This is a genomic window from Salinicola sp. JS01, from assembly GCF_030284585.1.
Classification (GTDB): Bacteria; Pseudomonadota; Gammaproteobacteria; order Pseudomonadales; family Halomonadaceae; genus Salinicola.
This window is the reverse complement of the sequence record NZ_CP127244.1, coordinates 1,498,961-1,522,798: the sequence shown is the minus strand read 5'-3', so window position 1 is coordinate 1,522,798 and position 23,838 is coordinate 1,498,961. Positions and strand designations below refer to the sequence as shown.

The following is a 23,838-nucleotide window of genomic DNA, read 5'->3' as shown; positions in this document are numbered from 1 at the left end:
CTCGGCCATCGCCCCCGGGCCAGCCACCGCCGGAGTGCCTCATGCAGCATTTCTACAACGCCGCCGACACCCTGATCGATGACGTCCTCGCCGGCGTCAGTGCACTGACGGACGTGCGCATCGCCGAACCCAGCCAGCATCTGCGTATTCTGGTCCGCGCCGACTGGGATCGCGAGCACCACGGGCGTGACCAGGTCGCCCTACTCTCCGGCGGTGGCGGCGGCCACGAGCCGGCCCATGCCGGCTTCATCGGCGAGGGCATGCTGACCGGCGCAGTGGTCGGCGGGCTGTTCGCCTCGCCCAGTGTCGATGCGGTGCTCGCCGCGATTCGCGAGGTGTGCGGCGCCGCCGGCTGTCTGCTGATCGTCAAGAACTACACCGGCGACCGGCTCAATTTCGGCCTCGCCGCCGAGCAGGCGCGCCAGGAGGGCCTGGCGGTGTCGATGGTGATCGTCGGCGACGATATCGCCCTGCCCGACGCCCCCCAGCCGCGCGGCATCGCCGGCACGCTGATCGTACACAAGCTGGCCGGCTGGCTGGCGGCGCAGCAGATACCGCTGGAGACCTTGAGCGAGCGCGTCGAGGCCGCCCTACCGCGGATCGCCTCGCTGGGGCTGGCGCTCTCCCACGCCGCCCGCCCGGGCGAAGCGAAAGCCCCCTGCGCCCCCGAGCTGGGCCTGGGCATCCACAACGAGAGCGGCGTGCGCCGGGTCGATCCGGAGAGTGCCAGCGAGGCGGTGGAGACCCTGCTGGCACCGCTCACCGAGACCCTCGCCGCGCGCGGCTACGCAGCGCCCTACGTCGCCCTGCTCAACAATCTGGGCGGCGCCGCCGAACAGGAGATGCAGGTGCTCGCCGCCAGCCTGCTGGTCAACCGCCGCGGGCTAGCGCTCTCCGGGGTGATCGGGCCGGCGGCGCTGATGACCTCGCTCGACATGCAGGGCTTCTCGATCACCCTGGTGGCGGCCGACGACGATCTCTTCAGCGCTCTCGCCGCGCCGACCGGCGCGCCCGCCTGGCCGGGGCTGCGCACGCCGCGCGCGCCGGCCCGCTTCACGCCCCAGATCAGCGAGCCGCCGGTGCCCGAGCATGTCGAGCGCGACGCCACGGTGGAGACTCTGGTGCGCGCGGCGATCGCGGTACTGACGGAGTCGCGCCAGGCCCTCGACGATCTGGATGCCCGCAGCGGCGATGGCGATGCCGGTACCAGCCTGGCCAGCGGTGCCGAGGCCGTCGCCCGGCGTCTCGATGCCGGTCAGTTGGAGAGCGCTCGACCCGCGGCGCTGTTCGCTGGCATCGGTGCCTGCCTCGCCCGTGACATGGGCGGCTCCAGCGGCGTGCTGCTGTCGATCCTGTTCACCGCGGCGGGGGCCGAGCTGGCCGAGGGCGACAATCTCGCCGCCGCGCTGGCAGTGGGCATCGAGCGCATGCAGCGCTACGGCGGCGCGGCACAGGGCGACCGCACCCTGCTCGATGCGCTGATACCGGCGGTGGAGGCACTGCGAGAAGGCGGCGATCTGGCCAGGGCGGCCGAACGTGCACGGGAAGGTGCCGAGGCCACGGCGACGATGGCGCAAGCCCGCGCCGGGCGCTCTGCCTATCTGCCGGAGAGCGCCCTGCAGGGGGTGACCGACCCCGGGGCCGAGGCGGTGGCAAGGGTACTGCAGGCGCTGGCCGAGGCCTGAGCGCGCGGGCTTTTGATCTGGCGCCCGATGCCGTGGCTATTTATGGCGCCCAGTACCGCGCCCTGTCTACCTATGGCGCCCGATACCGCGCCCTGGCTATTTATGGCGCCCAGTACCGCGTCCTGTCTAAGAGCGCCTTTCACAACCGCTGGACGATGTGGGCTTATCCGGAGGCAGGGCGTCGCGAGGGCGCTGTGAACCCCTCCCTGGGCGCTACCTTTGCCATCCCTGGCAAAGGACCCTCGCTTTGCCCTACCCCCGGCGCCCATCATCAGAGGGGGTGGAAATGGCCTCTAAGGCGCCCGAAACTGCGCCTCAGGCGTCGAGCTCGGCCTTGAGTTCTTGCCACAGCTGACGGTAGGCCAGGGTCGCGCGGCTGCGCGGCGCCAGGTCGGCCAATGGCTGGCATTCGAGACTCATGCGTTCGACGTCGCTAGCATAGGGGATCCAGCTGCGCATGGGCCGGCCGAGTGCCGCCGGCGGTGAATCGAGCCACTCGCGGTGCAGGGTGCGCCGCCGGTCGACCAGATTGAAGAACGGCGAGAGCCGCTCGCGCTGGCGCTTCTTGAGATCGAGATGGTCGAGCATGCGCGAGAACGCCTGCACCGACAGCGGGCTGGGGATGGTCGGCACCAGGATGCGGTCGGCAGCACGGATCAGCTGCTCCGCCAGCGTCGATAGCCCCGGCGGGCAGTCGAGGATCATCAGCCCGTACTCCTCGCCGAACGGCTCGATCAGCCGCTTGAGATGCTTGTCACCATCGGCGCTGGCGTCGAGCAGGCGGTCCAGCTCGCGCAGGCGGATATCCGCCGGCAGCAGGTCGAAGCGTTCCCATGGGGTGTGCTGCACCTGCTCGCCGAGCGGCGACTTGCCGGCGAGCAGCTTGGAGACCTTCTTGCTCAGCCCGCTCTCGCCGCCCAGCACCCAGGTCGAGGCCCCCTGGGCGTCGAGATCCCACAACAGCACCGGCACTCGGTCGCGATTGGCCTCCCGGGCCAGATTGACCGCCGCCGAGGTCTTGCCCACTCCGCCCTTCAAATTGTGCAGCGCCACGACCTTCATGCTCTCGACCACCCGACGTTAACAGAAAGTTACAGTCTACGGATTGGACGTCTCGGAGATAATGACAGTTCGATGACAATCGCCCTCGCGCTGTGCCAGCCAGCGCCGTTTCTGGACCGCACCCAGGCGCTTGATCGCCGCCTCGCGCTTGAGCGCCTCGCTCTGGCTCCCCACCTGCTCGACATGGCGCAGCGTCAGCGGCCCACGCCCGCGCAACGCGCGTGCCCCCTTGCCGCGACTGTGCTCGGCGAAGCGCCGCGCGACGTCGGTGGTGATACCGGTATAGAGCGCCCCGGCGGCGGTCTCAATCAGATAGAGATACCAGGGGCGCGCGGCGACCGCTGGTGCGTCGTCGCCCGGGCATTCGCTCACCTTTGTCGCCTCAGTCCAATGCCGCCAGGGCGCTACGCATCTCGCCGATCACGCCATCGTAGCGATGCGGATCGTCGAGGCTGCGCGCCTTGAAGATCGCCGAGCCGGAGACGAAGGTATCGGCGCCGGCACGCGCGATCTCGGCGATGTTCTGCGGCGACACCCCGCCATCGATCTCCAGCCGGATCGGCAGCCCGCTGGCGTCGATCCGGCGCCGCGCCTCTTGCAGCTTGTCGAGCGCGGCGGGAATGAACGACTGGCCACCGAAGCCGGGGTTGACGCTCATCAGCAGGATCATGTCGAGCTTGTCCATCACGTAGTCGAGATAGGAGAGCGGCGTGGCCGGGTTGAATACCAGCCCGGCCTTGCAGCCACGGCTCTTGATCAGCTGCAGCGAACGATCGATATGCTCCGAGGCTTCCGGGTGGAAGGTGACGTAGCTGGCCCCGGCGTCGATGAAGTCGCCGATCAGCTGATCCACCGGCTTGACCATCAGGTGGCAGTCGATCGGTGCGGTGACGCCGTGCTTGCGCAATGCCTCGCACACCATGGGGCCGATGGTCAGATTGGGCACGTAGTGGTTGTCCATCACGTCGAAGTGGATCATGTCGGCGCCGGAGGCCAGCACATCGTCCACCTCCTGCCCCAGGCAGGCGAAGTTGGCGGAGAGAATCGAGGGGGCAATCTTGAAATCACGCATATGACGCAGCGTCCTGGCAGTGATGGGCGTGGGCATGGATTCGAGTCTGCCTGCATTCTAGCAGCCCTCGGCGCCGCTGCGGTTAGCCGATCGTGCGCCCACGGGCTATGCTCGGCCAGCGGGTAGCGGGAGAACGCCGCTGGCGCCGAGCGTCCCGGGCCCCGCGCCAAACAAGACCAAAACCCAGATAAAGACCCATGACGGGATCAGTTCAAGGAGCCTACGCCATGTCCTCACTCTTTCGCCCGCGCGCCCGGTGCTGGCTGTCGATCACGCTCTCCACGCTCTATCTGGGCATCGCGCCACTGGCGCAGGCCGATTCGGCGATCCTCGAGGGCGAGCGTTTTCATCCGCAGGTGGGGGAGCACGGCATGGTCGCGACCAGCCACTACCTGGCCTCGCAGATCGCCCACGACGTGCTCGCCAAGGGCGGCAATGCGGTGGATGCCGCGGTCACCGCCGGCTTTGCGCTGGCGGTGACCCAGCCGCGCTCGGGCAATATCGGCGGTGGCGGCTTCATGCTGATCTCCGATGAGCAGCGCGACGAGGTGATCGCCATCGACTACCGCGAAAAGGCGCCCGCGGCAGCCTACACGACGATGTTCCAGAACGATCAGGGCGAGGCGGTACCCAAGCTCTCGCGCTTCACCCACAACGCTGCCGGCGTACCCGGCACGGTGGCCGGCCTGGCGCTGGCGCTGGACAAGTACGGCACCCTGAGCCTGGCCGAGGCGCTGGCCCCGGCGATCAAGCTGGCCGAAGAGGGCTTCGAGGTGCCACCGCGCTTCGCCGAAGGGCTGGCCCAGGCCAAGGATCGCCTCGAGCAGTGGGACGCCACGCGCAAGGTCTTCTACAAGCCCGACGGTTCGAACTACCAGGCCGGCGAGCTGTTCCGCCAGCCCGATCTCGCCGCCACGCTCAAGCGCATCGCCGCCCAGGGCCCGCGCGAGTTCTACGAGGGCGAGACGGCGCGCCTGATCAGCGCCGAGATGCAGCGCCACGGCGGCCTGATGACCGCCCAGGATCTGGCCGACTATCAGCCCACGATTCGCAAACCCGTGCACGGCAACTATCGCGGCTACGATGTCTACGCCATGAGCCCGCCCTCCTCCGGCGGCGCGCATATCGTGCAGATGCTGAACATCCTCGAGGGCTATGACATCCACGCCATGGGCTTCAACTCGGCGCGCACCATTCACCTGATGGCCGAGGCGATGCAGCGCGCCTACGCCGATCGCGCCGAATACCTGGGCGACCCCGACTTCGTCGACGTACCGCTGGCCGGGCTGACCTCGCCGGCCTACGCCGCCGAGCTGCGCGGCGAGATCCCCCTCGACCACGCCACCCCGAGCGCCGAGATCGCCGCCGGCAACCCGCTGCCCTACGAGTCCAACGAGACCACGCACTTCTCGATCGCCGACGACAGCGGCCTGGCGGTCTCCAATACCTATACCATCAACTTCAGCTACGGCTCGGGCATCGTGGTCGATGGCGCCGGCTTTCTGCTCAACAACGAAATGGATGACTTCTCGGCCAAGCCAGGCGCGCCCAACGCCTATGGTCTGATCGGCGGCGAAGCCAACAAGATCGAGCCGCGCAAGCGCATGCTGTCGTCGATGACGCCGACCATCGTCAAGAAGGATGGCAAGAACTTCCTGATCACCGGCAGCCCCGGCGGCTCGCGCATCATCACCACGACGCTGCAGGTGGTGATGAACGTGATCGATCACGGCATGAACATCCAGAGCGCGGTCAGCGCGCCGCGTATCCACCATCAGTGGCTGCCCGACGAGATCCGCATCGAGGATGGCATCAGCCCCGACACTCAGGCGCTGCTCGAGGCGATGGGCCATACCCTCAGCCAGCAGGAGGCGATGGGCGCCGCGCAGTCGATCCTGATCGAACCCGACGGCACCTTCACCGGCGGCGCCGACCCGCGCCGCTCGACCTCCTCCGCCATGGGGCTGTGAGTGCACGCCCGGCGTGACACGAGCGGCCGGCGGTGATGTCACGCCGGCCGCCGTTGGCGATCCTGGTGATCGCCCTCGCCGAGTGGTTCGGCACCTCGCTCTGGTTCACGCCCAACGCCCTACTCGCCGAGCTGCGTCTGGCCTGGGCGCTGGATGCCGATGACCTGGCCTGGCTCACCGGCGCGGTGCAGGTGGGCTTTCTGCTCGGCACCCTGGGGATCGGGCTCAGCGGGCTTGCCGACCGCCGCGACGCCAGTCGGGTGTTCGCCGTGTGCTGCGTGATCGGTGCCGCCAGCAATGCGGCTCTGGTGCATGCCGGCGGGCTGGGCCCGGCAGTGGCACTGCGCCTGATCACCGGCATGGCGCTGGCCGGCATCTACCCGGTGGGGATGAAGCTGATGGTGGGCTGGGCCCCCGAGCGCACCGGCGCGGCGCTGGCGTGGCTGGTCGGCATGCTGGTGCTCGGCACCGCGATGCCGCACCTGCTGGCGGCGCTGGACCTCGGCGGCGGCTGGCAACTGACGCTGTGGCTGGCCTCGTTGCTGGCAGTGACCGGTGGCGCCGGCGTGGACTGGCTGGGGGAAGCGCCGCCTCCGGAGCCATGCCCATCACGGCCACGCCTGGGCGGGCTGGCAGCCTTTCGCCTGCCTGAGTTTCGCCGCGCCGCCGGCGCCTACTTCGGTCATATGTGGGAACTCTATACGCTGTGGGCGCTGCTGCCACTATGGCTTCTGCACGCCCTGCCCGGGCTCTCCACGAGCGGCGCGGCACTCGCGAGCTTCGCCCTGATCGCGGTGGGCGCGCCCGGCTGCTGGTTAGGCGGCTGGCTGAGCCAGCGCCACGGCAGCCGGTCAGTGGCGCGCTGGGGGCTGGCCGGCTCGGCGCTGTGCGCCACGCTCTACGCACTCACCGCCGACACCCTGCCTACGGCGGCGCTGATCGTGCTGCTCGGCGCCTGGAGCCTGCTGGCGGTGATCGACTCGCCGCACTTCTCGGCGCTCTCGGCGCGTGCCTGCCCCGCCGCGCTGGTGGGCAGCGCGCTGACCCTGCAGAACGCCATCGGCTTCGCCATCTCGGCGCTCTCGCTGGGCCTGCTGCTGCCGTGGTTGCCCCTGCTCGGGCAGTCGCTGGCCTGGCTGCTGCTGCCCGGTCCTCTGCTCGGCCTGCTGGCGCTGGGCCGAGGCCATTGAGCGACCTGGGTCGCCGCCGCAGCGCTCAGAAATGCTGGCGTTGGCGTCCACGCGCGCGATCCGCGGCGCTTATAGAAGGGCCGCGGATCGTTATATCCAAATGGCATACATAGACATATTGTAATTCCATATGGGTTTATTTAGCCTGCGTGTCTAGACTCGACAGGTCCGTACGACGGAACGACAAGACAGACTCATAAGACAAGAGCGCCGCGCGTCCGCGCGCGACAAGCCATCACCATTCAGGGAACCCACATGCTCCGACTCGCTTCGTCTCGCCGCTGGCTCGCCGCCTCCACCCTGGGGCTGACCCTCGCTCTGGGTAGCGTCGCCCCGGCCCAGGCCGACCAGCCCCGCGAGCTGCTCAACGCCTCCTACGATATCGCCCGTGAACTGTTCGCCGCAGTCAATCCCAAGTTCATCGACTGGTGGCAGCAGCAGCACGACGAAAAGGTGAGCGTGAAGCAGTCCCACGGCGGCTCCTCGACCCAGGCGCGTTCGATCATGCAGGGCCTGCGCGCCGACGTGGTGACCTTCAACCAGGTCACCGACGTCAACGTGCTCGCCGACGCCGGGCTGGTGGCCAAGGATTGGCAGGCGCAGTATCCCAATCACGCCTCGCCCTACTACTCGACCACCGCCTTCCTGGTGCGCAAGGGCAACCCCAAGCAGATCAACAACTGGGACGACCTGGCGCGCAAAGACGTCGAGCTGGTGTTCCCCAACCCCAAGACCTCGGGCAACGGCCGCTACACCTATCTGGCCGCCTGGGCCTACGCCGACCAGGCCTTCGACGGCGATAAGGCCAAGATCGAAGCCTACATGAAGCGCTTCCTGGGCAACGTCGAGGTGTTCGACACCGGGGGTCGCGGCGCCACCACCACCTTCGTCGAGCGTGGCATCGGCGACGTGCTGATCACCTTCGAGTCCGAGGTCAACAACATTCGCAACGAATACGGTGCGGATGACTACGAGGTGGTGGTGCCGCCGGTAAGCATCCTGGCCGAGTTCCCGGTGGCGGTGGTCGAGGAGTACGCCGAGCGCAACGGCAACCTGGATCTGGCCAAGGGCTACCTGGACTACCTCTACACCGATGAGGCCCAGCGCCTGCTCGCCAGCTTCAACTACCGGGTCAACGACGAGGCGGTGGCGGCCGAATTCAGCGATCGCTTCCCGCAGACCGAGCTGCTGCGCGTCGAGGACGTCTTCGGTAGCTGGCCCGAGGCGATGAAGACTCACTTCGCCAGCGGCGGCGAGCTGGACCAGCTGCAGCGCCGATGATCGCCGCGACTCTGCGCCGGCAGGCCAGCCGCCGCGTCCTGCCGGGCTTCGGGCTCTCGCTGGGGGTGACGCTGACGTTCGTCTCGCTGATCCTGCTGCTGCCGCTGACCAGTCTGGTGGGGCAGCTGTCGCAGCTGAGCCTGTCGCAGTACTGGTTTCTGATCAGCGACCCGCGCATCCTCGCCAGCTACCGGGTGACCTTGCTCGCCGCGGCGGTGGCGGCGCTGTTCAACGCCGCCTTCGGGCTGCTGATGGCGTGGGTGCTGGTGCGCTACGAGTTCCCCGGCAAGCGTCTGGTGGACGCGCTGATGGATCTGCCCTTCGCCCTGCCCACCGCAGTCGCCGGGGTCACCCTGGCAACGCTCTACTCGAGCCAGGGCTGGGTCGGGCGCTGGCTCGAGACACTGGGCCTGCCGATCGCCTACACCTGGGTCGGCATCGCCCTGGCCATGGCCTTCACCAGCATCCCGTTCGTGGTGCGCACGGTACAGCCGATCCTCGAGGATCTACCGAGCGAGGTCGACGAGGCCGCGGTGACCCTGGGCGCGCGTGACGGCCACGCCTTCCGCCGGGTGATCCTGCCCCATCTGTGGCCGGCCCTGGTCACCGGCACGGGACTGGCCTTCGTGCGCTCGCTGGGCGAGTTCGGCGCGGTGATCTTCATCGCCGGCGGCAAGCCGTTCGAGACCGAGATCACCTCGCTGATGATCTTCGTCAAGCTGCAGGAGTACGACTACGCCGGCGCCGCCGCGGTGGCCTCGATCGTGCTGGCGACCTCGCTGGTCCTGCTGCTGGTGATCAATCTGTGGCAGGGGCGCTTCATTCGCCGCCTGCATGGGGGAGGCGCCTGATGATCCGTATCGGTGATGCCCCCGGCGTGCGTCGGCTGCTGATCGGCGTAGCGCTGGTGCTGACCGCGCTGTTCCTGCTGCTGCCACTGGTGGCGATCTTCGCCCAGGCGCTGATGGGCGGCATCGATCTCTACTGGCAGAACCTGAGCGACCGCTACACCCTGGCGGCGATCGGCCTGACCCTGCTGGTGACGCTGCTGACGGTGCCGATCAACCTGGTGTTCGGGATCTTCCTGGCATGGCTGGTGACCCGTTTCAGCTTCCCCGGGCGGCGTCTGCTGCAGACCCTGATCGATATCCCCTTCGCGGTTTCGCCAGTGGTCGCCGGGCTGGTCTACCTGCTGCTCTACGGCCGCAATGGCTGGCTCGGCGGCTGGCTCGACGGCTACGACATCCAGATCATGTTCGCCTGGCCGGGCATCGTGCTGGTAACGATCTTCGTCACCTGCCCCTTCGTCGCCCGCGAGCTGATCCCGCTGATGCAGGCCCAGGGCGCCCGCGAGGAGGAAGCCGCGGTGACCCTGGGCGCCTCCGGCTGGACAATCTTCCGCCGCGTCACCCTGCCCAAGATCCGTCATGCCCTGCTCTACGGCGTGATCCTGACCAACGCCCGCGCGGTGGGCGAGTTCGGCGCGGTCTCGGTGGTCGCCGGGGCGATCCGCGGACAGACCAACACCCTGCCGCTGCAGGTGGAGCAGCTGTATCAGGACTATAATACCGTCGGTGCCTTCACCAGCGCCTCGCTGCTGGCGCTGCTGGCGCTGCTGACCCTGGCCGCCAAGGCGGCACTCGAATGGCGCGCGGCGCGCCGGGAGAGCCTCGCATGAGCATCCGTATCTCGCAGATCGACAAGACCTACGGTACCACCCGCGCGCTGGCGCCGATCGACCTCGATATCCGCGATGGCGAGCTGATCGGCCTGCTCGGCCCCTCGGGGTCGGGCAAGACCACGCTCTTGCGCATCGTCGCCGGCCTCGAGCAGGCCGATGGCGGCAGCATCCACTTCGGCGAGCGCGAAGTCACCCAGGTGCACGTGCGCGAACGCCGGATCGGCTTCGTGTTCCAGCACTACGCCCTGTTCCGCCATATGAGCGTGTTCGAAAACGTCGCCTTCGGCCTGCGCGCGCTGCCACGGCGCCAACGCCCGTCGAACGGCGAGATCCGCACGCGGGTCATGCAGCTTTTGGAAATGGTGCGGCTCGCGGCCTTCGCCGAGCGCTTCCCGGCCCAGCTTTCCGGCGGCCAGCAGCAGCGCGTGGCGCTGGCCCGCGCACTGGCGCTCAAGCCCGATGTGCTGCTGCTCGACGAGCCGTTCGGCGCGCTCGACGCCAAGGTGCGCCAGGAGCTACGCCGCTGGCTACGCCACCTCCATGAGGAACTCGGTTTCACCAGCCTGTTCGTCACCCACGACCAGGAGGAAGCGCTGGAACTCTCCGACCGCGTGGTGGTGATGAGTAACGGCCGGGTCGAGCAGATCGCCACCCCGGACACCCTCTATCGCGAGCCGGCCAATCGCTTCGTGTTCGAGTTCCTGGGTGACGTCAACCGGCTCGAGGGTGACGTCATCGAGGGCCGGCTGACCTGCGGCAATGCCAGCGTCAGCGTACCGGGGGTCGAGCCGGGCCGCCGCGAGCTGCTGCTACGCCCCCACGAAGTGCATCTGGCCGAGCGTGCCATCCCCGCGGCGCACCTGCCGGTCACCGTGGCGTCGATCGTGCCGGTGGGCGCCGAAGTGCGCCTCGAACTCGAGGCCGACTGGCTCGAGGAGCCGTGGCTGGCCAGCGTCAGCCACGCCGAGTTCGAACGCCTGGGCATCACCCGCGGGCGGCGGCTGTTCGCCCTGCCCAGCCGGCTGCACGGCTTCGATGCCGCGGGTGCGCAGAATGTCGCGCTGCCGGTCGGCTGAGGCGCTACGAGCTCGCGCCCGGGGCGTCTATACTGGGCGGGTCTTCCCCCGTCAATTCGAGAGGTACGTTATGCGTCAGTGGTTTGCGCTCAAGTGCGTGGCGGTTCTTGGGGTGCTCGGCCTGCTCGCCGCCTGCGCCCAGAGCCCCCAGATCCTTTCCGTACAGCCGAAGGTGAGCGGCGGCTTTCCGCACACCGGCAGCGGCCAGACGGTCACCCTGAACGTGGTCGACGGACGCGACGACAACGTCATCGGCACCCGCTCCGGCACCGCCTCGGCCACCTCGACCATCACCGTCGAAGCCCATGACGTGATTCCCAAGCTGCAGGCTCAGGCCGAGAACGCACTGCGCAGCATGGGCTTCAACCCCACGACCCAGGACACCGGCGGCCCCTCGCTGACCCTGACCCTGGCCGAGCTCGACTACGCTCGCGGCAATGCCGACGAGCCGCTGCTCGGCGCCTCCCAGCTGCAGGCGATCATCGCCGCCAAGGTGGAAAACGGCAGCAACACCTATACCGGCCGCTACACCGCCAAGCGCAAGCAGAGCTACGCCTTCAAGCCCGACTGGGACACCAACAACCGCATGGTCAGCGAGCTGCTCAGCAGCGCCCTGGATCGCACCTTCCGCGACCAGCAGCTGGCCAATCTGCTGGCACGCTGAACGCCGTAAAGCAGGCAGTACCCCAAGGCGTACCAGACGACGACGCCCGCGACCGGAAGGCCGCGGGCGTCGTCTCTAGCAGAGTCGGCGGAAGGGTCGCACTTCAGCGGCACGGCCCACGTCGCAGCAGATGCCACACCGTCTCGCAGGCCCCCTTGGCGTCGGGTTCGCCCGGGCCCTCCAGGCGCTGCAGGGCGAAGTTGGGGCCCAGCAGCCGCTCGACCTCCGCAGCATCGACGCTGTAGGGCGGCCCCTGCTCGCCGTCGGCGTGGGTCAGGGTGACCAGCAGCCCCTGAGTCCCCGGCAGGAACAGCTGGGCCAGATGGTGGGCGTAACGCTGCCGCGTGGCACGCGGCAGCGCGATCAGCGCGGCGCGGTCGTAGAAAGCCGCGAGCTCGGCGGCCTGCTCGACGTGGAAGCGGAAGAAGTCACCGCACCACAGCTCGATCCGCCCCTGGCGCACGCAGGAGAAACCGGCCTGGGCATAGCGCAGGGCCGGCAGTGCCCCCTCGCCGATGAACTGATCCACCGCCAGCGGCGACAGCTCCACACCCAGCACCGGATGCGCCTGCGCCGCCAGCCAGCGCATGTCGTGGCTCTTGCCGCACAGCGGCACCAGCACCTTGGCACCGGGGGCCAGTCCCAGCTGCGGCCAGTGATTCACCAGCGCGGCATGCGGCGCGTCGCGATGAAACCCGATGCGCCCCTCGCGCCAGCGTCTCAGCCAGTCGATCTGCATCCGCCCCTGCCCTCTTTACTCGACGCCCGCATCATCGGTTGGCCCGAAGCGTCAGTACCACTCTGGCCCGAGATCTCGGCGCCGTCACCCGGCGATCTCAGAACCAGCGGTCGCGCTTGCGCCGGCGACGCGGCAGGTGCGGGACGATCAACCCCAGGATCAGACCCGCGCCGGCGACCCCGCCGCCGTACATGAAGTAGCGCATCAGCAGGTCCTCCTCCTGGGTATCCAGACGCGCCTGCATGTTGCGCATCTTGGACTCCGCCTGGGAGTAGGCCTGGCTGAGCTGGTTGTTGCTCGCCTGCAGCTTGTCGACCTGCTGCTGACGGCTGGCGAGTTCGCTGCGCAGGTCCGCCACGCGCTGGTTCCACTCGTCGTCGATGCCGTCGAGGCGCTGGGTCAGGCTGGCGACCTTGTCACGCAGGGCCGGCAGCTGCTGCTGGGCGCTCGGCGTGTCCTGCACGAAGCGCGACTGGATCCAGACTTCGTCGCCGTCGGGGCCGCGCACCTGGGTGTAGTCGCCCTGGGTCTGCAACACCGTGACCGGGTCACCGCTGTCGAGGGTACCGACGATGCGGTAGCCATCGGTGGGACCACTGCGCACGAAGGTGGGCAGCTTGTCGCTGACCCAGTGGTCGCTCTGCGCCGAGACGCCGGCGGAGAACAAAAGCGCCGCGCCCACGGCGCAGCCCATCGCAACATTTCGCATTTTCAACATGTCGTCGTGATCTTAGTGGCTAATGGATAACGTTTCGGCTTCGTTCCACGCGACGATGAGCGGCCTCCGCGTCCTGCAGAGGCATCGTTGGGCCGCGAACGACGGGCGTCCGCGGCGGTTGTCCGGTTGCTCGCTGGCCATCCCCAACCTCTCTCGGGGAGACATCCACACTTTCTGTGGATAACGTTTGGGACAACTGGTTTCATGTCGTCGTCACACTCCGGTCATCCCGGCGCTGGCGACAGATTGGTGAATTTCTGATCAACGTCGACGTCTGCGCCAGACTCGAGCTCAGCTATCCTCGCGCGGCGGCCACGCCATCGGGCGCGGGAATTCGGCGACGTTGCCCTCGGCTTTGACCGCCTTGGCCACCCCGCCGCGCTCGACCTCGTCGATACGCACGATCGCGCTGTAGGGGATGTAGCTGCGGCTGACGCCATCGAAGGTGCGGCGCAGCTTCTCGGCGCTGGGATCGACGACGACCTTCGACTGATCCTCGAAGACGAACGCCTCCACTTCGATGAATCCCCACAGGTCACTCTGAAAGATCTCGCGGGCGTAGAGTTCCCACACTTCCCCCTGATTGTGGAAGACCACCCGATAGACCGGCTTGGACGACATAGACGCAAGACTCTCCGACATCACCGCGCCCGGCAGCACCAGCGCAGTCCGGGTCGCAAATAGGCGCAAGAGTATCACAGCCGGATGGGCTTGCGAGCGCCACGGGTTGGCCGCCAGCCGCCGGCGGCCGTATAATGCCGCGTTCGCGACGATGGCGACCTCGCTCGACGGCGACACCCCACCGCGCGAAACGCTCTTTTCCTCTTTCCCCACGAGTACCGGTGACGCGCGCATGGCCGCAACGCAACCCATGACGAAGAAGCTCTTCATCAAGACGCACGGCTGCCAGATGAACGAGTACGACTCCGCCCGCATGGCGGATTTGCTCGGTGAGTCCCACCGCCTCGAGATGACCGACGACGAGCGTGAAGCGGACGTCATCCTGCTGAATACCTGCTCGATCCGCGAGAAGGCGCAGGAGAAGGTGTTCCATCAGCTCGGCCGCTGGAAGAAGCTGAAGGCCGCCAAGCCCGACCTGGTGATCGGCGTGGGCGGCTGCGTGGCCAGTCAGGAAGGCGAGAACATCCGCAAGCGCGCACCGCACGTCGACATGGTGTTCGGTCCGCAGACCCTGCACCGGCTGCCGACGATGCTCGACGCGCGCAGCAAGAGCGCGACGCCGATCCAGACGGTGGACGTCACCTTCCCCGAGATCGAGAAGTTCGACCACCTGCCCAAGCCCAAGTCCGACGGCGCCACCGCCTTCGTCTCGGTGATGGAGGGGTGTTCGAAGTACTGCACCTTCTGCGTGGTGCCCTACACCCGTGGCGAGGAGGTCTCGCGGCCGTTCGAGTCGGTGATGGAAGAGGTGGTGCATCTGGCCGACCAGGGCGTGCGCGAGATCAACCTGCTGGGACAGAACGTCAACGCCTACCGCGGCCACGACGCCGAGGGCGACGAGATCGACCTGGCCGAGCTGATCGCCTGCGTGGCCGCCGTCGAGGGCATCGACCGTATCCGCTTCACCACCTCGCACCCGGTGGAGTTCTCCGACAGCCTGATCGAGGCCTACGCCGAGATCCCCGAGCTGGTCAGCCATCTGCATTTACCGGTGCAGTCAGGCTCCGATAGCATCCTGGCGGCGATGAAACGCGGCCACGGTCGCGACATGTACATCGACAAGCTCGAGCGTATCCGCGCCCTGCGTCCGGACATCAGCTTCTCCTCGGATTTCATCATCGGCTTCCCCGGCGAGACCGACGAGGATTTCGCCCAGACGATGGATCTGATCCAGCGCATCGGCTTCGACGCCTCGTTCAGCTTCATCTACTCCAAGCGTCCGGGCACCCCGGCCTCCTCACTGCCCGACGACACGCCGGAGGAGACCAAGAAGCAGCGCCTGGCGATACTGCAGACACGGCTCAATCAGCAGACCCAGCAGATCAGCCGGCGCATGGTCGGCAACGTCGAGCGCATCCTGGTCACCGGCTTCTCGCCCAAGGACCCGGGCCAGCTCTCCGGGCGCACCGAGAACAACCGCGTGGTCAACTTCCGCGCCGACGACCCGACCCGCCTGATCGGCCATTTCGTCGACGTCTCGATCACCGAGGCGCTGCCCAACTCGCTGCGCGGCGAGCTGGTCTCCGACGCCCGCTATTGATGCCGCCCCGGTGACACCGGCCCGCGGCCGTACGCGGCGCACCCCGCGCCGCGTCCCGCTCGGCCGGTCACCGGCGCATCGCCGGCCCGCGCCCGCGGGAGATTGGTTATCCTGGAGCATTGCCCCCGCGGGAAGCGTCGCAGTAAGCTGACGGCTTCCACTTCACATCATCGACGGATCCTTCTGCGTTGACTCAAGACCAACAGTCCGCCCAGCGCGTCGTGTCACTGACGCTCGAACCCAACGATCCCATGCGCCTCGCCAGCCTGTGCGGGCAGCGCGACGAACACCTCAAGCTGATCGAAACGCGCCTCGGCGTAACGCTGCGCAACCGCGGCAACACCTTCCAGCTCGCCGGCCCCGAGGCCAGCGTCAAGGCTGCTGCCAACGTGCTCGAACACCTCTATCGTGAGACCGAGGCCGAGGAGCTGCTCCCCGACACCGTCCACCTCTATCTGCAGGAATCAGGGGTCGAGGCGCTCGAGGAGGAGACCGGCGATCTCGAGGAAGGCGGTATTCTGATCCGCACGCCGCGGGCGCTGATCAAGCCCCGCGGCTTCAATCAGCAGGGCTATGTCGCCAGCATCCGCCGCCACGATATCAACTTCGGCATCGGCCCGGCGGGCACCGGCAAGACCTATCTGGCGGTGGCCGCGGCGGTCGAGGCGCTCAATCGCCAGGAGGTGCGCCGCATCCTGCTGGTGCGCCCGGCGGTCGAGGCGGGCGAGAAGCTCGGCTTCCTGCCCGGCGACCTGGCGCAGAAGATCGACCCCTATCTGCGCCCGCTCTACGATGCGCTCTACGAGATGCTCGGCTTCGAACAGGTCAACAAGTTGATCGAGCGCCAGATCATCGAGATCGCCCCGCTCGCCTACATGCGCGGGCGCACGCTCAACAACGCTTTCATCATCCTCGACGAGAGCCAGAACACCACGCGCGAGCAGATGAAGATGTTCCTGACGCGTATCGGCTTCGGCTCCACCGCGGTGATCACCGGCGACGCCAGCCAGGTCGACCTGCCGCGCGGGTCGAGTTCCGGCCTGATCCATGTGCTCGAAGTGCTGCGCGACACCGCGGGCATCGGCATTACCCAGTTCGCCCCCAAGGACGTGGTACGCCATCCGCTGGTGCAGCGCATCATCGAGGCCTACGACCTCCACGAAGCGAGCGAGGAAGCCGCCGATCGCAAGCGTCGCGAAGAGCGGCGTCAGGCGCGTCTGGAAGCCAGCGCCGCGCGTGACGGTGGTGCCTCGTGACCCTCGAGATCGATCGCCAGGTCGCGGTGGCCGACGCGGCCGCCGCCGAGCTGCCCGGCCTCGCCGACCTCGAGGCCTGGGTCGCGCGGGTCCTCGACCACGTCGAGGAGCCGCGCCGCGAACTCACCGTGCGCTTCGTCGAACGCGACGAAAGCCGCCAGCTCAATCGCGACTACCGCGGCAAGGACAAGCCCACCAACGTGCTCTCGTTTCCCTTCGAGGCGCCGCCGGGCGTCGACCTGGGCCTGCTCGGCGATCTGGTGATCTGCCACGCCGTGGTGGCCGCCGAAGCCGCCGAACAGGGCAAGTCCTGCCACGATCACTACGCCCATCTGGTAATACATGGTTGCTTGCATTTGCTCGGCTATGACCATATAGATGAGGCAGAGGCCGAAGAGATGGAAGCGCTGGAGCGCACTCTGCTGGCCGGGTTCGGCATTGCCGACCCCTATCGGGAGGAGCGGTCGGAAGACGCATCGGGCGCCTGATGCCCCGACTGTCTCGACCGACTGACTCGAACGACCGACGCACTTGACTGACTACCGAAGCGACCGTTCAGGCAACCCAATCGACGCCATGCCGACATCGACGCACGCCGCTCCCTGCCGGGAGCGTACCGACGCCAGCCCGTCCCAGATGGACGATCCTGTCGACGAGCCTCCGCCACGCGGTGCCCGGCGGCAGGGACACGGCCCGGACTCCTTTGCCGCCCCGGCGGCGAGACCTCATTACCGACACGCGCTCTCGGGCCAGCCTTGGCCCGGTAGCGCGTGTCGTTTTCGTACCCAGCCCCAACGGCATCCGAGGACAAGAGACTCCCACTCATGAGCGAAGACCGATCGAGTAGCCAGAACAGTCGATCCTGGCTGGAAAAGCTGATCAGTACCTTCTCGAGCGATTTCGACGAGCCCAGCTCCCGCGAGGAGCTGCTCACCTTCCTGCGTGAAGCGGGGCCCAAGCTCAACCTCGACCAGGACGCCCTGACCATCATCGAGGGCGCCTTCCAGATCAGCGACCAGCAGGTGCGCGAGGTGATGATCCCGCGCTCGCAGGTCACCGCGGTGTGCGTCGACCAGCGCCCGGAAGACTGCCTGCCGATCATTCTGGAGACCGCCCACTCGCGCTACCCGGTGATCGACGACAACCTGGATGACGTGCTCGGCATCCTGCTGGTCAAGGATCTGCTGCCGCTGCTCAAGCGCAACAGCCAGGAGCGCGAGGCGTTCTCGCTGCGCGACGTACTGCGCCCGGCGATGTTCGTGCCCGAGTCCAAGCGCCTCAACAGCCTGCTCAAGGAGTTCCGCGATACCCATAACCATATGGCGGTCGTGGTCGACGAGTACGGCGGTACTGCCGGTATCGTCACCATCGAGGATATCCTCGAGCAGATCGTCGGTGATATCGAGGACGAGCACGATACCGACGAAGAAGAGGACATCCGCGATCTCGGCGACGGCACCTTCGCGGTGCGTGCGCTCACCCCGATCGAGGATTTCAACGAGCAGTTCGGTACCGAGTTCTCCGACGAGGAGTTCGACACCGTCGGCGGTCTGATCATGCAACGCTTCGGCCACCTGCCGCGGCGCAACGAGCACACCGATCTCGGCCAGTGGCGCTTCACCGTGCTCAACGCCGACAACCGGCGCATCCGCCTGCTGCAGGCGCGCCCGGTACCCGCGGCGCTGGAGCAGGAGCGCGCACGCCACGTCGAGGGCTGAAGCCTACGGCGACCGCCGCGACGCCGTCGAGCGACTCTGTTATAAGGGGCACTTTGCGCAAAGGAGTGCCCCCATGCCCGCTGCCCTACCCCTGATCTCCGCCCGCCGCCCGTGGCCGGCCTATCTCGCCGCGCTGGTCGCCGGGGTGCTGGCCACGCTGAGCTTTGCCCCCTTTCATCTGTGGTGGCTGGGGCCGATCGCCGTCGCGCTGATGGCCCTCGACCAGCATCGCCTGACCCTGGGCCAGGCCACCCTGCGCGGCTGGCTGTTCGGGGTCGCGCTGTTCGGTAGCGGCGCCTCCTGGGTCTATGTCTCGATCCACGACTACGGCTACACCGGGGTACCGCTGGCGCTGTTCCTGACCGTGCTCTTCGTCGCCACCCTGGCGCTGTTTCATGCCCTGATCTTCGGTCTCTACCGGCGCTTCACCACGCCACGCTGGGCCGTGTTGAGCTTCGCCGGCGCCTGGGTGCTGGGCGAGGCCTTTCGTAGCTGGGCCTTCACCGGCTTCCCCTGGCTGCTGCTAGGCAGCGCCCAGGTCGACTCGCCGCTGGCGCCCTGGGCGCCGGTCGGCGGGGTCTATCTGCTGTCGTTGATCGTGGCGCTCTCGGGCACGCTGCTGGTGGCCTTCTGCCGCCGCCGCTGGTGGGCCGCGGCGCCCCTCGCCGCGCTCTGGCTGCTGCCGCTGGCGCTGCCGACCCACTGGACCCAGCAGGCCGCCGACCCGCTGCGCTTCGCGCTGCTCCAGGGCGATCTGCCTCAGCTCAGCAAGTGGAGCCCCGAGGGCCAGCGCCAGGCGGTCAACACCTATACCCGCATGACCCGCGAGCTGCCCGACGACGTCGATGTGATCGTCTGGCCGGAGACCGCGCTGCCGATGCTGGCGCAGCAGGCGCTGCCTTATCTGGAGCGGCTGCAGGCAACGCTGCCCGAGCAGAGCGCGCTGCTCACCGGGATCGTCCAGCGCGATGCCGATGAGCGCTACTACAACGCCATCATCGGCGTCGGCGCCACCCGCGGCGAGTACCGCAAGGCGCACCTGGTGCCGTTCGGCGAGTTCCTGCCGCTCGACTTCCTGCTGCGCGGGGTGATCGACTTCTTCAACCTGCCGATGTCGGACTTCAGCGCCGGCGCCGACTCGCAGCCGCCGATCCTGACCCATGGCATCGCCATCGGCAGCGCCATCTGCTACGAGATCGTCTACCCGGATCTGGTCGCCGAGCGCGCACGCGACAGCAATGTGCTGCTCACGGTCTCCAATGACACCTGGTTCGGACGCTCGATCGGCCCGCTGCAGCACCTGCAGATGGCCCGTCTGCGCGCGCTGGAGAACGGCCGCTACGTGGTCCGCGCGACCAGCAACGGCGTCACCGCGATCATCGACGACCAGGGCCGGCTGCGCGAGCGAGCGCCTCAGTTCACCCCCGCCAGCGTGGTCGGCGAGGTAATCCCGATGACCGGGCTGACGCCGTTCACGCGCACCGGCAGCTGGCCGGCCTGGGGGCTTGCGCTGCTACTGCTGCTGCCGGGTCTGACCCGCCGCTTCCAGCGCGTCTGAGGCCGCTAAGAGCCCATTTAACCCTCTGACGCTGGGCGCCGAATAAGCCGACGTCGCCTAGCGGTTGTGAAAGGCGCTCGAAGCCGGGTCGAGATAAGCGGCGCCGGCGGGCGCCGCCAAGGCTGTCATTTCCGCAAATGCGACCCGGCTTTATCGATTGGGCCCGACGCGCCCACACGCCCTTGTCAGCCCGCTCGCGATGGCGAAGGATGGGAGTCTGAACTCATCCTTCGCGCATCGAGCCATCCCATCATGACGCTTTCCCTGGTACCCCCCGACGAGGTTCGCACCGCCTTTTCGCAGGCGATGTCCGACATGTACCGCCACGAGGTGCCGCAGTACGGCACCCTGCTCGAACTGGTCGCCGACATCAACGCCAAGGCCTTGGCGGCGGACCCGGCGCTCGAGCAGACGCTGGCCGCGGGCGGCGAACTCGAACGCCTCGACGTCGAGCGCCACGGCGCCATCCGTGTCGGCACCGCCGAGGAGCTGTCGCTGCTGCGCCGGGTCTTCGCCCTGATGGGCATGGAACCGGTCGGATACTACGACCTCTCCCAGGCCGGCGTCCCGGTCCACTCCACCGCGTTCCGCCCGGTCGACGAGGCGGCGCTCAAGCGCAATCCGTTCCGCGTCTTCACCTCGCTGCTGCGCCTGGAGCTGATCAGCGATGACGAGCTGCGGCGCCAGGCCACCGCCATCCTCGCCGGTCGTGACATCTTCACCGAGAAGGCACACGAGCTGCTCGCACTCGGCGAACGCCAGGGCGGCTTCGACACTCACCAGGCCGAACGCTTCGTCGAGGCGATCCTGGAAACCTTCCGCTGGCACCAGGACGCCACCGTCGGCCACGCCACCTATCAGGCGCTGCACGACGCCCACCGTCTGGTCGCCGACGTGGTCTGCTTCCGTGGCCCGCACATCAACCATCTGACGCCGCGCACCCTGGATATCGATGCCGCCCAGGCGGCGATGCCCGCCTACGGCATCGACCCCAAGGCGGTGATCGAGGGCCCGCCGCCGCGGCGCTGTCCGATCCTGCTGCGCCAGACCAGCTTCAAGGCGCTCGAAGAGTCGATCCGCTTCGCCGGCCGCGACAACGGGACCCATACCGCACGCTTCGGCGAGATCGAGCAGCGCGGCATCGCCTTGACCCGAGCCGGCCGCGAGCGCTATGACACCCTGCTGGCGCGCTCGCGCGAGTTGCCGCCTGCGGCCGACAACGCCACTCACCAGCGCCAGCTCGGCGAGGTCTTCGCCGATTTCCCCGACGATCTCGACAGCCTGCGCCAGCAGGGCCTGGCCTACTTCCGCTATCGCCTGAGCGATACCGGTCATGCCGCCCTGGCCGCGGGAGAGACGCCGCCGGCGGATCTGGAGGAGCTGATCGCCCGGCACTGGGTCGAGGCACTGCCGATCACCTACGAGGACTTCCTGCCCGTCAGCGCCGCCGGCATCTTCCAGTCCAATCTGGGCGATACCCGCCACGCCGCCTACGCCAGCGAGTCGAACCAGGCCGCCTTCGAACTGGCACTGGGGCGCCCGGTGCTGGATGAGTTCGCGCTCTATGCGCGCCTGGAGGAGGACTCCCGCGAGCGGCTGCGCCAGCAGCTGGGGCAGTGAGTCTGGCCGGCGCGCAGGCGCCGGCTCTTCCCCCCGGAGGTCGCAGCGGGAACAGTGTTCGTCGCTGGCGCAGCGCGCGGCCAAGACGTTCGGCTCTAGGCTTGAGGGTCAACCCTCTGCCTGCGAGTGACCGCACGTGCCCAACAACAACAATCATGTCGACAACAGCCATTTCAACAACGACCATCCCGACGCCAGTCACACGGCAGCCCAGGTCGATCTGTCGACGCTGCGCAAGGTGATCGCCGCCTCGGCGATCGGCAATTTTGTCGAATGGTTCGACTTCGCCGTCTACGGCTTCCTCGCCGTGGTGATCGCCAACCACTTCTTCCCGCCCGGCGACCCGTCGCTGGCGCTGCTGCAGACCTTCGCCGTGTTCGCGGTCTCGTTCGCCCTGCGCCCGCTCGGCGGCGTCTTCTTCGGCATGCTCGGCGATCGCATCGGCCGCAAGCGGGTGCTGGCGATGACCGTGATGCTGATGGCCGGTGCCACGACCCTGATCGGCCTGCTGCCGACCTATGCGAGCATCGGCCTGCTGGCGCCGCTGGCCCTGGCCCTGGCGCGCTGCATCCAGGGCTTCTCCGCCGGTGGCGAGTACGCCGGCGCCTGCGCCTTCGTGATGGAGCACGCGCCGCGCACGCGCAAGGCGCGCTACGGCAGCTTCGTGCCGGTCTCGACCTTCGCCGCCTTCGCCACCGCGGCGGCGCTCACCTACGCCATCAGTACGCTGCTCTCGGAGCAGGCCATGGCCGACTGGGGCTGGCGCGTGCCCTTTCTGATCGCCGCGCCGCTGGGGCTGGTCGGCCTCTACATGCGCATGCGACTCGACGAATCGCCGGCCTTCCAGGCGCTCAAGGCGCAGCACGCGGTGCCCCACTCGCCGCTGGGCGAGACCCTGCGCTCCCACGGCGCCACCATCGTCTGCCTCAGCGCCTTCATCTCGGCGACGGCGCTGTCGTTCTACATGTTCACCACCTACTTCACGACCTACATGCAGGTGGTCGGCGGCGCGAGCCGGACCACGGCTCTGCTGGCGAGCCTCGGCGCGCTGCTGTTCGCCGCCGCGCTGTGCCCGCTGATCGGCCGCTACGCCGACCGGGTCGGGCGCCGGCGCACCATCCTCTCCGCCGGTATCGCGCTGATCGCGGCGGTGTTCCCGGCCTACACCCTGGCCGCCAGCGGCGAGTGGCTGTCGTCGCTGATCGGCGCGGCGCTGATGGCCGTGGGCGCGGTGATCTGCGGCGTGGTCACCGCGGTGCTGCTGTCGGAGCAGTTCCCCACCCGGGTGCGCTACACCGCCTCCGCACTCTGCTACAACGTCTCCTACACCATCTTCGGCGGCACCGCACCGCTGGTCGCCACCTGGTTGATCGACAGCACCGGCTACCATCTGGCCCCGGCCTACTACCTGATCGCGATCACCCTGCTGGCACTGTGGGGCGGCATGCGTCTGCCGGAAACGGCGGACCGGGCGCTGGATGCCGACGAGTCGACCTGGCGCACGGTGACACCGGGTCGGGAACAGCCGTTGGCGCGCTGAGGCGAACATCGCGCGCTGAGGCGAACAGCACGCACTGAGCGCACACCGCGGCGCGAGACGACCGCGCAAAGTAAGCAGCGGCCCCGAGACAGATCGGGGCCGCTGCATTTAGAGCTGGAATGCCCTGGAGTGGGTCACGCCAAGCGCTGGGTCCTGTACGAAAACGACCTGCGCCCGGCTCAGTCGGCCGTGGAGCGCGGTGCGCCCGAGTCGCGCTGGAAGTAGCGGTGGCCGCAGGCGTGGCACGCTTCCAGGCGCTTGACCTGAGCGAAAGTGACGCCGGCGCCGCAGTGCACGCAACTCATGCGCCCGGGCAGGGCGATCTCGCCGGCGGTGTAGTCGGCGCGCGCCGCCTCGAGATCGTCCTCGAAGCGCTCACGGTCGATGGTGGTACGGTCGGCGATCGAGAACAGCGCCTCCGAGACCCGTCGCGAGAGCACGTCGAGGTCGATACCCAGCCAGCTCGCCACGCCTTCGCCACCCTTGGCCAGGAACTGTCGAAAATCGCGCATGTCGCGCTCGACCCAAGCCCGCAGCAGCGCCATCTCGTCCTTGGTGAACTCCTCGAATTCGGCCTCGAAGGCCACCGCCTCGTCGAGCTCGCGCTGAAAACTCTCCCAGGAGAGTTCGCCACCGCCATCCTTCAGCCGCGTGAGGACACGCTCATAGGCCTCACTGAGGCGTGAACGCTCCTGCGGGTCCTGCGGCGCTGATTGATGTTCCGTCATGGCCATCTCCTTCTACGTTTCTGCATTGACCGCTGTCTGTCACACGTCGACCGCTGTGG

At 68.0% G+C, this 23,838-nt stretch carries 22 protein-coding genes; 15 read left to right on the top strand and 7 right to left on the bottom strand.

Annotation, left to right across the window (positions count from 1 at the left end):
• Positions 1 to 41 precede the first annotated feature (41 nt).
• The gene (locus tag QO259_RS06930) at positions 42 to 1,685 is read left to right on the top strand and encodes a dihydroxyacetone kinase subunit DhaK (protein ID WP_285952276.1); all 1,644 of its coding nucleotides are present in this window, start codon (positions 42 to 44) and stop codon (positions 1,683 to 1,685) included.
• A 315-nt stretch (positions 1,686 to 2,000) separates the two neighbouring features.
• Here the strand turns inward: QO259_RS06930 and QO259_RS06925 are convergent, their stop codons facing one another.
• From QO259_RS06925 to rpe, 3 genes are read right to left on the bottom strand one after another with little or no spacing between them, the layout of a single operon-like run.
• Positions 2,001 to 2,738 carry a ParA family protein gene (locus QO259_RS06925; protein WP_285952275.1) on the bottom strand — a complete coding sequence of 246 codons (738 nt, stop codon included), beginning with the start codon at positions 2,736 to 2,738 and terminating at the stop codon, positions 2,001 to 2,003.
• A 45-nt stretch (positions 2,739 to 2,783) separates the two neighbouring features.
• Positions 2,784 to 3,119: a GIY-YIG nuclease family protein gene (locus tag QO259_RS06920; RefSeq protein WP_233076916.1), complete on the bottom strand. Its 336-nt coding sequence runs from the start codon at positions 3,117 to 3,119 to the stop codon at positions 2,784 to 2,786.
• Positions 3,120 to 3,129: 10 nt separating this feature from the next.
• Entirely contained in the window at positions 3,130 to 3,819 is a 690-nt protein-coding gene (rpe, locus tag QO259_RS06915) for a ribulose-phosphate 3-epimerase (RefSeq protein WP_035469669.1), read from the bottom strand.
• A 227-nt stretch (positions 3,820 to 4,046) separates the two neighbouring features.
• On the opposite strand from rpe, the gene ggt reads away from it, so the two are divergent.
• The 7 genes from ggt to QO259_RS06880 all read left to right on the top strand — a co-directional run bounded on the left by ggt (position 4,047) and on the right by QO259_RS06880 (position 11,681).
• Complete coding sequence (ggt, locus tag QO259_RS06910; protein WP_285952274.1) at positions 4,047 to 5,789, top strand: gamma-glutamyltransferase; 1,743 nt, start codon at positions 4,047 to 4,049, stop codon at positions 5,787 to 5,789.
• Between the two features lie 35 nt (positions 5,790 to 5,824).
• Entirely contained in the window at positions 5,825 to 6,979 is a 1,155-nt protein-coding gene (locus tag QO259_RS06905) for an MFS transporter (RefSeq protein ID WP_285952273.1), read from the top strand.
• A 255-nt stretch (positions 6,980 to 7,234) separates the two neighbouring features.
• The gene (cysP, locus tag QO259_RS06900) at positions 7,235 to 8,260 is read left to right on the top strand and encodes a thiosulfate ABC transporter substrate-binding protein CysP (RefSeq protein WP_285952272.1); all 1,026 of its coding nucleotides are present in this window, start codon (positions 7,235 to 7,237) and stop codon (positions 8,258 to 8,260) included.
• Entirely contained in the window at positions 8,257 to 9,111 is an 855-nt protein-coding gene (gene cysT, locus QO259_RS06895) for a sulfate/thiosulfate ABC transporter permease CysT (protein WP_285952271.1), read from the top strand. Before cysP ends, cysT begins: the two co-directional genes overlap by 4 nt.
• The gene (gene cysW, locus QO259_RS06890) at positions 9,111 to 9,938 is read left to right on the top strand and encodes a sulfate ABC transporter permease subunit CysW (protein ID WP_285952270.1); all 828 of its coding nucleotides are present in this window, start codon (positions 9,111 to 9,113) and stop codon (positions 9,936 to 9,938) included. The genes cysT and cysW overlap by 1 nt, the downstream gene beginning before the upstream one ends.
• On the top strand, positions 9,935 to 11,017 hold the full coding sequence (locus QO259_RS06885) for a sulfate/molybdate ABC transporter ATP-binding protein (protein WP_035469682.1): 1,083 nt from the start codon (positions 9,935 to 9,937) through the stop codon (positions 11,015 to 11,017). Before cysW ends, QO259_RS06885 begins: the two co-directional genes overlap by 4 nt.
• Before the next feature lie 70 nt (positions 11,018 to 11,087).
• Complete coding sequence (locus tag QO259_RS06880) at positions 11,088 to 11,681, top strand: YajG family lipoprotein (protein ID WP_035469684.1); 594 nt, start codon at positions 11,088 to 11,090, stop codon at positions 11,679 to 11,681.
• A 103-nt stretch (positions 11,682 to 11,784) separates the two neighbouring features.
• Here QO259_RS06880 and QO259_RS06875 read toward each other — a convergent pair whose 3' ends face one another.
• From QO259_RS06875 to QO259_RS06865, 3 genes are all read right to left on the bottom strand, one after another.
• The gene (locus QO259_RS06875; RefSeq protein WP_285952269.1) at positions 11,785 to 12,420 is read right to left on the bottom strand and encodes a class I SAM-dependent methyltransferase; all 636 of its coding nucleotides are present in this window, start codon (positions 12,418 to 12,420) and stop codon (positions 11,785 to 11,787) included.
• 97 nt (positions 12,421 to 12,517) lie between these two features.
• Positions 12,518 to 13,138, bottom strand: coding sequence for a TIGR04211 family SH3 domain-containing protein (locus QO259_RS06870; RefSeq protein WP_285952268.1), 621 nt, complete (start codon positions 13,136 to 13,138; stop codon positions 12,518 to 12,520).
• A gap of 291 nt (positions 13,139 to 13,429) precedes the next feature.
• Positions 13,430 to 13,759 (bottom strand): DUF1820 family protein, encoded by a 330-nt coding sequence (locus QO259_RS06865; RefSeq protein WP_035469689.1) that lies wholly within the window; start codon positions 13,757 to 13,759, stop codon positions 13,430 to 13,432.
• A 250-nt stretch (positions 13,760 to 14,009) separates the two neighbouring features.
• Here QO259_RS06865 and miaB point away from each other — a divergent pair, with 250 nt between their 5' ends.
• The 7 genes from miaB to QO259_RS06830 all read left to right on the top strand — a co-directional run bounded on the left by miaB (position 14,010) and on the right by QO259_RS06830 (position 23,051).
• Positions 14,010 to 15,359 (top strand): tRNA (N6-isopentenyl adenosine(37)-C2)-methylthiotransferase MiaB, encoded by a 1,350-nt coding sequence (miaB, locus tag QO259_RS06860; protein ID WP_285952267.1) that lies wholly within the window; start codon positions 14,010 to 14,012, stop codon positions 15,357 to 15,359.
• A 251-nt stretch (positions 15,360 to 15,610) separates the two neighbouring features.
• Complete coding sequence (locus tag QO259_RS06855) at positions 15,611 to 16,615, top strand: PhoH family protein (RefSeq protein WP_285952745.1); 1,005 nt, start codon at positions 15,611 to 15,613, stop codon at positions 16,613 to 16,615.
• Entirely contained in the window at positions 16,612 to 17,103 is a 492-nt protein-coding gene (ybeY, locus tag QO259_RS06850; protein ID WP_285952266.1) for an rRNA maturation RNase YbeY, read from the top strand. Before QO259_RS06855 ends, ybeY begins: the two co-directional genes overlap by 4 nt.
• A 336-nt stretch (positions 17,104 to 17,439) precedes the next feature.
• On the top strand, positions 17,440 to 18,333 hold the full coding sequence (locus tag QO259_RS06845) for a CorC family transporter (protein ID WP_207034649.1): 894 nt from the start codon (positions 17,440 to 17,442) through the stop codon (positions 18,331 to 18,333).
• 73 nt (positions 18,334 to 18,406) lie between these two features.
• On the top strand, positions 18,407 to 19,891 hold the full coding sequence (lnt, locus tag QO259_RS06840; protein ID WP_285952265.1) for an apolipoprotein N-acyltransferase: 1,485 nt from the start codon (positions 18,407 to 18,409) through the stop codon (positions 19,889 to 19,891).
• Positions 19,892 to 20,143: 252 nt separating this feature from the next.
• Positions 20,144 to 21,511, top strand: a complete 1,368-nt coding sequence (hglS, locus tag QO259_RS06835; protein WP_285952264.1) for a 2-oxoadipate dioxygenase/decarboxylase HglS — start codon at positions 20,144 to 20,146, stop codon at positions 21,509 to 21,511.
• A 136-nt stretch (positions 21,512 to 21,647) separates the two neighbouring features.
• A complete protein-coding gene (locus QO259_RS06830; protein WP_207034654.1) occupies positions 21,648 to 23,051 on the top strand; it encodes an MFS transporter in 1,404 nt (467 codons plus the stop codon).
• A gap of 179 nt (positions 23,052 to 23,230) precedes the next feature.
• On the opposite strand, the gene QO259_RS06825 is transcribed toward QO259_RS06830, so the two are convergent.
• Positions 23,231 to 23,779, bottom strand: coding sequence for a zinc ribbon-containing protein (locus tag QO259_RS06825; protein ID WP_207034656.1), 549 nt, complete (start codon positions 23,777 to 23,779; stop codon positions 23,231 to 23,233).
• Between the last annotated feature and the right edge of the window lie 59 nt (positions 23,780 to 23,838).

Bases quoted from the DNA above. Each gene is read 5' to 3' on its own strand.
- QO259_RS06930 (WP_285952276.1), top strand. From the start codon at position 42: ATGCAGCATTTCTACAACGCCGCCGACACCCTGATCGATGACGTCCTC.
- rpe (WP_035469669.1), bottom strand. From the start codon at position 3,819: ATGCGTGATTTCAAGATTGCCCCCTCGATTCTCTCCGCCAACTTCGCC.
- ggt (WP_285952274.1), top strand. From the start codon at position 4,047: ATGTCCTCACTCTTTCGCCCGCGCGCCCGGTGCTGGCTGTCGATCACG.
- QO259_RS06905 (WP_285952273.1), top strand. From the start codon at position 5,825: ATGTCACGCCGGCCGCCGTTGGCGATCCTGGTGATCGCCCTCGCCGAG.
- cysP (WP_285952272.1), top strand. From the start codon at position 7,235: ATGCTCCGACTCGCTTCGTCTCGCCGCTGGCTCGCCGCCTCCACCCTG.
- cysT (WP_285952271.1), top strand. From the start codon at position 8,257: ATGATCGCCGCGACTCTGCGCCGGCAGGCCAGCCGCCGCGTCCTGCCG.
- cysW (WP_285952270.1), top strand. From the start codon at position 9,111: ATGATCCGTATCGGTGATGCCCCCGGCGTGCGTCGGCTGCTGATCGGC.
- QO259_RS06885 (WP_035469682.1), top strand. From the start codon at position 9,935: ATGAGCATCCGTATCTCGCAGATCGACAAGACCTACGGTACCACCCGC.
- QO259_RS06880 (WP_035469684.1), top strand. From the start codon at position 11,088: ATGCGTCAGTGGTTTGCGCTCAAGTGCGTGGCGGTTCTTGGGGTGCTC.
- QO259_RS06875 (WP_285952269.1), bottom strand. From the start codon at position 12,420: ATGCAGATCGACTGGCTGAGACGCTGGCGCGAGGGGCGCATCGGGTTT.
- QO259_RS06870 (WP_285952268.1), bottom strand. From the start codon at position 13,138: ATGTTGAAAATGCGAAATGTTGCGATGGGCTGCGCCGTGGGCGCGGCG.
- QO259_RS06865 (WP_035469689.1), bottom strand. From the start codon at position 13,759: ATGTCGTCCAAGCCGGTCTATCGGGTGGTCTTCCACAATCAGGGGGAA.
- miaB (WP_285952267.1), top strand. From the start codon at position 14,010: ATGACGAAGAAGCTCTTCATCAAGACGCACGGCTGCCAGATGAACGAG.
- QO259_RS06855 (WP_285952745.1), top strand. From the start codon at position 15,611: ATGCGCCTCGCCAGCCTGTGCGGGCAGCGCGACGAACACCTCAAGCTG.
- QO259_RS06845 (WP_207034649.1), top strand. From the start codon at position 17,440: ATGAGCGAAGACCGATCGAGTAGCCAGAACAGTCGATCCTGGCTGGAA.
- lnt (WP_285952265.1), top strand. From the start codon at position 18,407: ATGCCCGCTGCCCTACCCCTGATCTCCGCCCGCCGCCCGTGGCCGGCC.
- hglS (WP_285952264.1), top strand. From the start codon at position 20,144: ATGACGCTTTCCCTGGTACCCCCCGACGAGGTTCGCACCGCCTTTTCG.
- QO259_RS06825 (WP_207034656.1), bottom strand. From the start codon at position 23,779: ATGACGGAACATCAATCAGCGCCGCAGGACCCGCAGGAGCGTTCACGC.